The sequence below is a fragment of the Synechococcus sp. 65AY6A5 genome (assembly GCF_002760415.1).
Lineage (GTDB): Bacteria > Cyanobacteriota > Cyanobacteriia > Thermostichales > Thermostichaceae > Thermostichus.
The window spans coordinates 309373-320834 of record NZ_AXUW01000001.1 but is presented as its reverse complement, the minus strand read 5'-3'; the positions used below and the strand labels follow the sequence as shown (position 1 = coordinate 320834).

7 protein-coding genes are annotated in these 11462 nt (G+C 62.9%); 1 reads left to right on the top strand and 6 read right to left on the bottom strand.

What is annotated here, in order from left to right; all coding sequences use genetic code 11:
- Positions 1-286: 286 nt before the first annotated feature.
- From SYN65AY6A5_RS01475 to SYN65AY6A5_RS01450, 6 genes are all read right to left on the bottom strand, one after another.
- Positions 287-1159, bottom strand: coding sequence for an ABC transporter substrate-binding protein (locus tag SYN65AY6A5_RS01475; protein WP_099813017.1), 873 nt, complete (start codon positions 1157-1159; stop codon positions 287-289).
- A gap of 29 nt (positions 1160-1188) precedes the next feature.
- Positions 1189-2508: an energy transducer TonB gene (locus SYN65AY6A5_RS14635; protein ID WP_011430844.1), complete on the bottom strand. Its 1320-nt coding sequence runs from the start codon at positions 2506-2508 to the stop codon at positions 1189-1191.
- Between the two features lie 40 nt (positions 2509-2548).
- Positions 2549-4969, bottom strand: coding sequence for a TonB-dependent hemoglobin/transferrin/lactoferrin family receptor (locus SYN65AY6A5_RS01465; RefSeq protein WP_099813016.1), 2421 nt, complete (start codon positions 4967-4969; stop codon positions 2549-2551).
- Positions 4970-5006: 37 nt separating this feature from the next.
- Positions 5007-5852: an ABC transporter ATP-binding protein gene (locus SYN65AY6A5_RS01460; RefSeq protein WP_011430846.1), complete on the bottom strand. Its 846-nt coding sequence runs from the start codon at positions 5850-5852 to the stop codon at positions 5007-5009.
- The gene (locus tag SYN65AY6A5_RS01455; RefSeq protein ID WP_011430847.1) at positions 5849-6892 is read right to left on the bottom strand and encodes an iron ABC transporter permease; all 1044 of its coding nucleotides are present in this window, start codon (positions 6890-6892) and stop codon (positions 5849-5851) included. Before SYN65AY6A5_RS01455 ends, SYN65AY6A5_RS01460 begins: the two co-directional genes overlap by 4 nt.
- Before the next feature lie 391 nt (positions 6893-7283).
- Positions 7284-8564: an RNA-guided endonuclease TnpB family protein gene (locus SYN65AY6A5_RS01450; protein ID WP_011430848.1), complete on the bottom strand. Its 1281-nt coding sequence runs from the start codon at positions 8562-8564 to the stop codon at positions 7284-7286.
- A gap of 209 nt (positions 8565-8773) precedes the next feature.
- On the opposite strand from SYN65AY6A5_RS01450, the gene mutS reads away from it, so the two are divergent.
- Positions 8774-11461 (top strand): DNA mismatch repair protein MutS, encoded by a 2688-nt coding sequence (gene mutS, locus SYN65AY6A5_RS01445; protein WP_071813525.1) that lies wholly within the window; start codon positions 8774-8776, stop codon positions 11459-11461.
- Position 11462 lies beyond the last annotated feature (1 nt).

The following is an 11462-nucleotide window of genomic DNA, read 5'->3' as shown; positions in this document are numbered from 1 at the left end:
CAACAAGCCACCTTGGCTCTGGATATTCTTTCCATTCAGGCGGAGATCCGCCGCTCCCGTGGCTACACCAAGGTGGAGGTGACTACCACCAATCCCCACCTGCGCAAGCTGGAATTTGAATTTCCGGAGCTGGATCCGGATCGATCCGGATCGGGTGGCCGCCCAGATTGCCCAAGAGCTGGGCCTCACCCCCGACCAGGTGCAGCGCCTCACCCGCTACAGCTTGGACTAGAAAGATATTTCAAGATATTTCAAACAGGAAGGCTATCTCCCGCGTTCCCTTGGGTCAGCCCTCCGAAAAAATCCGGGCCAACTGCTCGCAGGCCGCTCTAATCTTCTCCAGGGTGCCGGGGTTGACCAAGCCGTAGTAGTCAAATCCATAGACCCTCTGGGTTTGAACAGCTTGCAGTTGATTCCAAAAGGGGCGGGAACGGAAAAAGGCCAAGGGATCCGCCGCCTCCGGGTTGACCACCAACAAAACCTCGGGGTTGGCTTCCAGGATGCGCTCTGCCGCAAGGGTGACATAGCCGCGAAATTGCCCTTGGCTTTGCAGGGCAGCCGTCAGGTTATCGGCGCCAAAGCGCTCCAGCAGATCCCCGGCCCAGCTTTGCCGGTTGGGAGAGAGAATCGGCTGGGTGCCCACCAAAAGCAGGGTTTTGGGGCGAACTGGGGGCAGCTCCTGGGGCAAAAGCGATCCGTACTCCCGCAGCAAGGGATCCGGATCCGCCCCCAAGGCAGCAGCCAGAGTGGCGATGGTTGCTTCCAGGGCAGCCCAACTGTCCACCTGCGTGAGATAGGTGGGGATCCCCAATGCCTGCAATCGTTCTGCCAAAGCCGTGTGAAAGCCACTGGCCCCCACCACCCAGTCCGGTTGCAGGGCCACGATTTGCTCCAGGTTAGGTTGGTTGCCCAGCCCCAGCCGAGTTATGCCCTGAAAGCGGGGATCCGCCTCCAACAAGCGCCCGGACGGGATCCCCACCAGCTTGTCCGGAGCCAGGCGATAGAGAATATCGGCTGTCAAGGTGGTGAGGCTGGCCACTCGCCGAACCGGAGCTGGCGGGATCTGGCTTTGGGCGCGGGCCAAGCGACCCATTCCCCAAACCCCCAGGCTGGCCAGGCCCAAGACAAGGAGTTGACGGCGAGAAAGACAAGACGGCATGGACGATCTCCAAAACAGTTCCAAAACAGTCAATTGAGGGTGAACTGAATCGGCACCGTTACCCACGACTCAATCGGGGTGTTGTTCCTCAAGGCGGGGCTAAATTGCCAGCGTTGCACCGCCTCTTGTGCGGCCCTGTCCAGGGCCGGGAAGCCGCTGGAAGAGACAATTTCCACCTGCTGCACCTGCCCTTGGGCATCCACCTTGACCCGCAACAGCACTTGCCCCTGCTGGTTGAGGCGGCGGGCTTGGGGAGGGTACTGCGGCGGCGGGTTGCGCCCCGGGATGGGGCGGGCCAGGATGTCCGGCCTGGCAGCCACTGCTGCGGGCGAGGAGGTGGGGGAGGATGCCTCCCCGGCCCCTTCTGCCGCTGTCGGCGCAGAACCCTGCGCTTGGGATCCACCGAGGCCACCCGTCCCAGGAGCGCTGGATCCAGATCCCTCGCTCCCGCCGGGGGAAGCAGTGCCCCCGCCACCCGAACGGATCCCTTGGATGAGGGGGGTGAAGCGGGGAATGGGAGCGCTCGTAGCAGCCACGGGGGGCGGCCTGTCGGCCACAGGTGCAGCCGTGGGGGTAGCCACCGGAGTTGGAGGGGGCTGCTGTGGTGAGGGGGTGACCGTCGGTGTTGGGGAGGGCGGAGGAGGGGTTGGTGCGGCCATCGGCGTGGGTGGAGGGGTCGGCTCCGGCTTTGCTGTGGGAACAGGCGTAGGGGTGGGGGGCGGCGTTTGCAAAGCCAGCTCAGACTTGGGAACGGCCGTGGTCTCTACTCTCTCCTGAGGCGCAGGAGCCGGTGGGGGTGGGTTATCCGCGGGAGGTGATTCCGGGGCCGGGTCGCTCGGCTCCCCTGCCGGCTTGGGCAAGGCCGAATCTGCCTCTGCCGCAAGCTGCGGCGGCAGCGGATCCTCCAGCCACAGCGTGACCGGGATCCGCACTTCGGGCTCCAGCAGAGGTCGAAATCCCCACCCAACCCATCCCAGCAGCCCCAGCAGATGCAGAAGCAGCGAGAGCAAAGTCTCCCAGCGCAGCGGGCGGGGCTCCCGACTTTGCCCAGGCAACTCAGGGAGATCCTCCAGCGAGGCGCAGGCAACTGAGAGGGCAAGGGAGCAATAGCCCGCCAGCAGCGCCTCCCTAAGTAGCTTCTCCCCCCAGCCGATCCAACGCAGTCCTCCAGATCTTTGGCGCCGCCCCATTGCCCACAGCCCCAGCTCCAGCCAGGCCAGACCCACCCCGTAGGCCATGCCTGCCTGCTGCCAATACCCCATCTGCAGGCGCCACAAAAGCCGAGGGTGGGATCCCCTCCCCGAAGAAGCGGATCCCCGGTTGGTGTGAGTGGGGGGTTCGGCGAGCATGGCTCGGGGCTATCTCGATGGGCACGGCTGGCGGGGAGTCCTAGAAGCGGCTGGAGAAGCTGAGGGCCACATGGCGCCCCGGCTGGGCCCGCCGCTCCACCTCAGGGCCGACAAAGAGGGTGCGGGTCTCGGAGTAGAGAAAATACTTCTCGTCGAAGAGGTTGAACACCCCGAAATTGAGCTGCCAGTTGTCGTCCAGGTTGTAGTAGCCCAGCAGATCCACCACCGTATAGCCGCTGGGCACAAAGGGAATCTGCGGGGGAGCGTTGGGGTTAGTTTGCACCACCTCCCGCTGCGGATCCCGCGGATCCGCCACCAGCGTGGCCACCAGCCTCGCCCCCCACACCTGGCTGGGATCGTCGTAGTGCAGCCCCAGCACCGCCGTCAGCGGCTCAATCGAAAGCAGGGGCTTGTTTTCTGTAAGATTGTCCCCCACCGCCCAGGCAAAGCTGCCGTTTAGGCTCCAGCCGGTTAGGTCGGGGCTGAAGAAATATTGCCCTGTCGCTTCCACGCCGTAGATGCGGGCGCGGCTGACGTTTTGGCTCTGGAAGAGGATGACCGGCGGGGGCGGCGGGCTGCCGGGGGGGCCGGGGGGCGAGGGCTCAGATCCCACCCGCCGGAACGCCTCGATAAAGTCGTTGTAGGTGTTGTAGTAGGCGGCCAAACTGAAGCTGGCCTGCGGGTAGATCCCTCGCAAACCCACTTCAAAACCCTGGCTGGTTTCCGGGCGCAAGTCGGGGTTGGAGAGGGTGCGATAGCGAAAGAAGGGGCTGACCAAGTTGGTGAAGCCGCTGTTGATCTCGTTGTATTGGGGGGCCCGAAAGCCGGTGTTGTACTGGGCCGTAAAGGTAAGGTTGGGGTTTATCCTCCACACCAGGCCCAGCTTGGGGGAAACGGCATCGGCAAAGAGGCTGGCCGCTTCTGACCCACTTTTGAGGAAAGCTTCATCGGGACTGGGGGTGAGGTTGTAGGTGTCGTAGCGGATGCCGGGGATCAACGTCAAGTTGCCGCCGCCGAAATCGATCTCATCCTGCACATACAGCCCAAAACGGACGGTGTCCGAGTCGGGAAAATCTTTGGTGGGAAAGGTGTCTGGGGGAATGTTTTGGGTTACCGCTCCGGTTTGCAGGTTGGTCTGAAAACGGTTGCGGGGTCGTTCGTTGCGGGTGGTGGAAATCTCCATGCCATACACCAGGCGGTGGGAGAGATCCCCGGTTTGGAAGCGGCTTTGGGCCTGCAGGCTGGCTCCTAAAATGTTGCTGACCAGCTCGTTGAAGGTATCTCGCCGCACAGGTACGGGTCGGCCCTGCACGGTGATGGTGCGCTCTTCCACGCTGGGCTCGCGGGTGCGGGCGGGCTGGTAGTAAATCTGGGCGGTGGCCAACTCAAAAGCGGGATTCTCAGGGTTGGCGTAGCGATACTCCAAACTGAGGCGGCTGCGCTCGGTGTCGATGGTTTCCCTAAATAAGCTGATGCCGGGATCCAGGTTGCGCCGCGAGAACGTGGTGGTGGTGCGGCTGTTGAAGTACTCGCCGGTCAGGGTGAGGCTTTCCAAGGGGCTGAAGCGGTAAACCAGCTTGGCCAAAACGTTGTCCCCATCCACCGTTTGTCGATCTTTAAAGCTGGGATCCGCTTTGATATCCGGCTCCCTGGCGTCGCGGCGGGTGTAGATGAGCAGGGCTTCCAAGTTCCCCTGCCGGCCCGCCAAGCTGAGGGTGTTGACAAAGCCTTGGTTTTTGCTGTCGTACTGGCTGGAGAGGCCCACATGGCTGTCCCGTTCCCCCAGCAGATCCGCCGGGTCTAGAGTAGTGTAGGTTACCACGCCCCCCAAGGCATCGCTGCCGTAGAGGGTGGAAGCGGGGCCGCGGATGATCTCCACCGTCTTCAGGGTCTCCAGCTCAAAGGTGTCCCGCCCGATGTTGAAGGGGCCGAAGGAAAACCGCTCCGGCTGCCGGATCCCGTCCACCTGGATCAGCACCCGGTTGGCGTCGAGGCCGCGGATGTTGAAGTCCTGCAGGCCATAGCGGACATTTCGCCGCACGCTCACCCCCGGCTCGTAGCGCACCAGATCCTGGATGTTCTGGATAAGCTCCTGCCGCAGGCGCTCCCGGTCGATGACGGTGATGGTGGCCGGGGAGTCGGCCAGGGTGCGCTCGGTGCGGGTGCCGGTGACCGTAACCTGCTGCAGGTTGAAGACGGGGGTGCCCTGCCGCAGCACTTGCAGATCCGCTTGCAGCCGCTCCACCTCCGCCTGATCCCCCCGCCGGCGGGCAGCTTCGATCTGGGCTTCTAGCTCGCGAATCTGCTCCTGGATGGTGGTGGCTCCCCGAGGGGTGGCCTGGGCCAGCAAAGGAGTCTCAGGGATCCGAGCCGCGGGTTGCGCCTGGGCCAGGGATCCCCAACTCAGCCCCAGGCCCAGCCCCAAGCTCACCGCCTTCCAGCCCCAACCGGTTACTCGCATAACGTTTCACTCTCCCAAAAACCCACAAAAAACCAAGTCAAACCTTCGCCTCAACACCCTTTCCTCCCAGCCAGAGGGGCCTTGCTGGGTCTGCGCTGCGCAGGGGGCAAAGCTGCGGCCCCACCGGCGTTGGCATCCACTCCACCTCCAGGCCAAACACCTCCTGCACCCTGCTGGGGGTCAAGACCGCCTGCGGGGATCCCAGGGCCTGCAACTGGCCGGATCCCAGCAGGGCCACCCGCCGGCTGTAGCGAATGGCCAGGTTCAGGTCGTGCAGCACGGTAATCACCGTCAGCCCTTGCTCCTGCTGCAGCCGTCGCAACAGCTCCAGCAGCTCCAGTTGGTGGCGCAGATCCAAAAACGTGGTGGGCTCGTCCAACAGCAGCACCTGCGGCTCCTGCACCAGGGCCAGCGCCAGGAAAGCCCGCTGCCGCTCGCCGCCGGAGAGCGTCTCCACCCGCCTCAGGGCCAGGGATCCCAGTCCCGTCTGCGCCAGCGCCCATTCCACCCGCTGCCGATCTGCCCGCGGCAACTGCCACACCCACCAGGGCTGGTGAGGAGAACGCCCCAAGCTCACCAATTGCCACACCGTCAGCCCTGCCGGGATCCGCGGCTGCTGGGGCAAAAGGGCCAACTGCCGGGCCACCTGTTGCGGGCTGAGCTGGGTGTGCAGATCCCAACCGTTCAGGTACACACGCCCCGCCTGCGGGATCAACACTCGGCTCAGCAGCCGCAGCAACGTCGATTTGCCGGAGCCATTGGGGCCGACAATGCTCAGCCATTCCCCCGCCTGCAGGCTGAAGCTCACCTGATGGATCACCTGCCGCGAGCCATAGCCCCCGCTCAGCCCCTCGGCCTGCAAAATTGGCCGGCCCTCCCTCATCGCTCTGCCCCCTGCTGCCGCAGCAGCCAGCCGAAAAACGGCGCCCCCATCAACGCCGTGACGATCCCCACCGGCAGCTCCACAGCCCCCAGCCGGGTGAGGAGATCGGCGCCGCTCAACAGAGCTGCCCCCCCGAGGGCCGAAAGGGGCAACAGCCAGCGGTGATCCGATCCCACCCCCTGGCGCACCATGTGGGGCACCACCAACCCCACAAAGCCGATCAACCCCCCCACGCTGACGGCTGCCGCCGCCAACAAAGCTGCCACCAGGCCGATGGCCACCCGCGTCCGCGCCAACGGGATCCCCAAGCTCACCGCCATCTCTTCTCCCAGGCCCAGCAGGTTCAAAGCCCGCGCCTGCGCCCAGCCCAGCCCCAGCCCGACCAGGATGTACACCCCGGCCACCCGCACCTCCGGCCAGCCCCGCCCGCTCAGGCTGCCGATCAACCACGTCAGGGCCACCTGCACCCGCTCATCGGCCATCAACAATAAGGTGGAGCTAATGGCCCCAAAGAGCGCGCTGACGGCCACCCCCGCCAAGATCAGCCGCTCCACCGCCAGCCCGGAGCGGGTGCGCGCCAGGCCATACACCAACACCGTGGTCAGCACCCCGCCCACCCAAGCCGCCAAGGGCACCCAAGCCGTCCACTCCCCCCAGGTGAGCAGCCCCACCGCCGCCAGGCCCGCCCCCGCCGAGATGCCCAGCAGGTAGGGATCCGCCAGCCCATTGCCCAACATCCCCTGCAGCAGGGCCCCCGCCATCCCCAAGGCCGCCCCCAGCAACTGGGCCAAAAGTGCCCGCGGCAGCCGCAACTGCCAGACAATGGTCTGCCGGACTGGATCCCCTTGCCCCCACAGGGCCTGCCACAGCTCCGCAAAAGTCATGGGAACGGATCCCAAGGCAATCGAGATCCAAAGCAGCAAGAGGATGACACTCAGTAGCAGAACCGCCAAGCCGACCGGCGAGAGGATCCGCCTGGCCTGCCCCCAGCGTGTCTCCGAGTCAACTCCTGATGACAGACGCCCTTGATTGGCCAACATCGCAAACCTCAGGACTTTTGAGAGGGGGAGAGCCGCAAGACAGCTCCGACCGGCTCGCCAGAGCAGCGAGCCCAACCCCGCCAAGCTTTCCAGCTTGTTGAGACTTAGATTCAATAAAGACGTAGCTGCCAGAATAACAGGCTTTCTGGGTTATTGCAAGTCAGTTCTAATAAGCTTCTGCCCGCGTCCCCCCCTTGAGTGCCAACCCTTTGGCGTGAGATCGGGCAACACCCAACCTACTCAGGCCTAACCTGCCAGGGATCCGACTGCCCCGGGTAGGGTCATTCCCAGCAGCCGTGGAATGGGAAGTCCTTGACATACTCCCCTACCTAAAGGCAGGGGATTCTTGTTCTTGGTTCTACGGGCGCACTTACCGTATCGGGTTGCCCCTCTACAGCAGCGGTGCATCTCTCCCCAAGCGTTCCCGACCCCCAGGCCCCCCTACATCCCCCCGTATACGGGGGGACACAGGGGGGCGGGGGGCAGCGGTTCCCTTATGCCCTAAGGTACCGTTTTGCCATTTCAACCCTAAGACGCTTAACTTAAAGATGCTGAGCCCCAAAAGGCTTAGCCCCTTCTTCAGGATATTCAGAGCTGCATTCTGATCCCTATCCAGCACAAGCAGACACTTGGGGCAAATATGAGTTCGCGTAGACAGAGTCTTAACCACTCTATGCCCACAACCACTACAATCCTGCGTGGTGTATTGAGGCGGCACTGCTACGATTGCCTTGCCCCACACCTTGCCGTAGTAGTCTAGCCAGTGAGTGAATAGCGACCAGCTAGCATCTTGGATCGATTTGGCAAGATGACGATTTTTGACCAAGTTCTTCACCGGCAAGTCCTCATACACCACGATGTCGTTAGACATCACTACGCACCGGGCTAGCTTAATCGCCCAGTCTCTACGCTGGCGCTGGACTTTGAGGTCAATCCTACCTACTCGGTTCTTCTGTTTGTGGTAGTTGTTTGATTGCGGTTTTCTCCCTTTTGCGAACATCCTGCTCAACTTGCGTTGATGCCTTTTTAGCCGCTTCTCGCTGCGGCGCAAAAACTTCGGGCAATTCACGGTATTGCCGTTCTGGTCGGTGTAGAAATGCTTGAGCCCAAGATCAATACCGATAACATTGCCTGTGTATTGTCCTTGCTCCTTGCGGTCTACATCCAGACAGAACTGGGCATAGTACCCATCTGCTCTTCGGATCACCCGCACACGGTTGATTTTGGAGCTCAGGATATCCTGTCTTGCTTCTCCATTGCAGTACAGCGCAAAGGTCCCTGCTCCAAACCCGTCCGTGAAGGTGATAGACAGGCCATCATCAGATAACTTCCAGCCCGATTGCTTGTATTCCACAGACCGGCAATGCTTCTTGAACTGGGGATAGCCTTTCTTCTTTTCGCCCTGCTTGCACCGTCTGTAGAAGTTGGAAATCGATAGCCATGCTCGCTCCGCACTCGCCTGCCGAGCAGCAGAGTTGAGCTTATTCGCAAATGGGAACTCCTTCGCCAAGTCTTTGCAGAAAGCATACAGATGCTTCTTCCCTACCCCCCGATTGTCCATCCAATGGCGCAGGCATTTGTTGCGCACAAACTGTGCGGTGCGGATGGCTTCGTCCAAAGCTTGATACTGCTTTGGCGTCCCGTTGAGGAGTTTGGCTTCCCTGACTAACATGAATCTATTTTATTCTGGGTCTTATCAGATAAAACAATCTGCGCCTTATATCCCTGACCTAAAGGGCGGGGCTTTATGGCGCCGCTTGGTAATCTCCTCTCTTCCGGAGGGAGAGGGGGGAAGATCTCAAATCAAATAGAATGGCCCAAGCCGGTTAGCTTGGGTTGGATGGACCCTGAATTTGGCCCCCTCTTGCAAGCATTGGTGCCATGGCTTCTTCTGCTGAGACCACTTGGGATGCCCTGCAGGTGGATCCCGCCCTGCTCACCCCCATGATGCAGCACTACGTGGAGCTGAAGCGGCAATACCCGCACGCCATTCTGCTCTACCGCCTGGGGGATTTCTACGAGATGTTTTTCCAGGACGCGCAACTGGTGTCGCGGGAGCTGGAGCTGGTGCTCACCGGGCGAGAGGCAGGGGCCATTGGCCGGGTGCCCATGTGCGGGATCCCTTACCACGCCTTCGACCGCTATGCCGCCCAGTTGGTGGCCAAAGGCTACGCCCTGGCCGTCTGCGACCAGATGGAGCCGGCGGATCAAGCCAAAGGCCTGGTGCGGCGGGAAGTGACGCGGGTGATCACACCCGGCACCGTCATCGAAGAGGAGCTGCTGCAGGCGCGGCAAAATAACTACCTGGCGGCCATTGTCCGCCTGAGAGGCTCCAAGCAAACGGTCTGGGGCCTGGCCTATGCCGACATTTCCACCGGCGAGTTCTGGGTCTGCCAGGGCGAGGGGCAAGAGCAGCTAGAACAGGAGCTGGCGCGGCTGCAGCCGGCGGAGATCCTGCTGCCCACCGAAGAGGGGCTGGGCCTGGGCCTGATGCGGCCCGGGGATCCCCAAGCCCCCCTGGGCCTGCCCGGCCAGTACACCTATACCCTGCGGCCAGCCGAACCCTTTGAGCTGGCCACGGCGCGGGAAAACCTGCTGCAGACCTACGGCCTGCGCTCCTTGGAGGGCTTGGGCTGCGAGGGGCTGCCCCTGGCCATTCGGGCGGCGGGAGGATTGCTCCACTACCTGGAAGAAACTCAAAAAAACCTGGTGCAGCCTTCCCCTCAGGGGGGCCATCCGCTCCTGCGCCCGCCTCGCACCTACCAGCTCACCGACTACCTGATATTGGACACCCAAACCCGTCGCAACCTGGAGCTGACCCAGACCATCCGCGAGGGGGCCTTTGTCGGATCCCTGCTCTGGGTGCTGGATCGCAGCCGCACCGCCATGGGGGGACGCACCCTACGCCGCTGGCTGTTGCAGCCTTTGCGAGATCCAGAGCAAATCCGCCTCCGCCAAGACACCATCCAGGAGCTCTTGGAAAGCCCCTCCCTGCGCACCCGCCTGGGATCCCTGCTGGACTCTCTCTACGACCTGGAGCGGCTGGCCAACCGCGTCGCCTCCGGCACCGCCAACCCGCGCGAGCTGGTGGCCCTGGGATCCTCTTTGGGCAAACTGCCCCAGTTGGCCGAGCTGGTGGCCGAAGCCCAAACCCCCCTCCTGCAGAGCCTACAACAGGTGGATCCCGCTCTGGTTGACCTGGGCCACCGCATCGAGCACACCCTCCTGCCCTCGCCGCCCCCTGTGCTCACCGAAGGGGGGTTGATCCGGCCTGGGGTAGATGCCGAGCTGGACAGGCTGCGGCAGCAGGTGGAGCAAGACCGCCACTGGATTGCCCAGTTGGAGAAAACCGAGCGCGAGCGCACCGGCATCCCCACCCTCAAAGTGGGCTTCAACAAGGCCTTTGGCTATTACCTCAGCATCAGCCGCGCCAAGGCCCAGCAGGTGCCCAAGGAGTACATCCGCAAGCAGACGCTAACCAACGAAGAGCGCTTCATCACCCCTGAGCTCAAAGAAAAAGAGGCCCGCATCCTCACCGCCCAAACCGAGATCAACCAGCGGGAGTACGAGCTGTTTGTACAACTGCGCCAGGAGGCGGGATCCCAAGCTGCCGCCATCCGCCAGGTGGCCCAGACCCTGGCTGCTGTCGATGCTCTCTTTGGCCTGGCCGAGGTGGCCGTGCAGCAGGGCTACACCCGTCCCGTGATCACCGCCGATCGCCGCCTGATCATCGAAGAGGGGCGCCACCCCGTGGTGGAGAAATCGTTGCCCCAGGGCCTATTTGTCCCCAACTCGGTGCGCCTGGGATCCCCCCACGGCCCGGATCTCATCGTCCTCACCGGCCCCAACATGTCCGGCAAGTCCACCTACTTGCGGCAGATTGGGCTGATCCAGATCCTGGCCCAGATGGGCAGCTTTGTCCCGGCGCGGCGGGCGGAGCTGGGCCTGTGCGACCGCGTGTTTACCCGCATCGGCGCCGTCGATGACCTGGCCACGGGACAGTCCACCTTCATGGTGGAGATGAACGAGACGGCCAACATCCTCAACCACGCCGGCGAGCGCTCCCTGGTGCTTTTGGACGAGATTGGCCGCGGCACCGCCACCTTCGACGGCCTTTCTATCGCCTGGGCCGTAGCCGAGTACCTGGCCACCCAGGTGCGCGCCCGCACGATCTTTGCCACCCACTACCACGAGCTCAACCAACTGGAAACCCTGCTGCCCAACGTGGCCAACTTCCAGGTGGTGGTCAAAGAGCTCCGGGATCGCATCATCTTTTTGCACCAGGTGCAACCTGGCGGAGCCGACCGCTCCTACGGCATCGAGGTGGGGCGCATGGCCGGCCTGCCCCAGCCGGTGATCGAGCGGGCCAAACAGGTGCTGGCCCTGGTGGAACAACACAGCCGCATCGGCCTCGGCCTGCGCAGCCAGGGGAAAAGCCGCCCTTCTTCAAACAACCCCAAGAAACGGTTCAAGCAAGAATCCAATTCCCGCGGGATACCCGACTGCGATGCCAAGGCTGGGGATCAACTATCCCTGATCCCGACCTCCCTCTACCCCGAGGAGCTCTAGG

Excerpts from the sequence above, each read along its gene's own strand:
- SYN65AY6A5_RS01475 (WP_099813017.1), bottom strand. The coding sequence starts at position 1,159 with ATGCCGTCTTGTCTTTCTCGCCGTCAACTCCTTGTCTTGGGCCTGGCC.
- SYN65AY6A5_RS01455 (WP_011430847.1), bottom strand. The coding sequence starts at position 6,892 with ATGTTGGCCAATCAAGGGCGTCTGTCATCAGGAGTTGACTCGGAGACA.
- SYN65AY6A5_RS01465 (WP_099813016.1), bottom strand. The coding sequence starts at position 4,969 with ATGCGAGTAACCGGTTGGGGCTGGAAGGCGGTGAGCTTGGGGCTGGGC.
- SYN65AY6A5_RS01460 (WP_011430846.1), bottom strand. The coding sequence starts at position 5,852 with ATGAGGGAGGGCCGGCCAATTTTGCAGGCCGAGGGGCTGAGCGGGGGC.
- SYN65AY6A5_RS01450 (WP_011430848.1), bottom strand. The coding sequence starts at position 8,564 with ATGTTAGTCAGGGAAGCCAAACTCCTCAACGGGACGCCAAAGCAGTAT.
- SYN65AY6A5_RS14635 (WP_011430844.1), bottom strand. The coding sequence starts at position 2,508 with ATGCTCGCCGAACCCCCCACTCACACCAACCGGGGATCCGCTTCTTCG.
- mutS (WP_071813525.1), top strand. The coding sequence starts at position 8,774 with ATGGCTTCTTCTGCTGAGACCACTTGGGATGCCCTGCAGGTGGATCCC.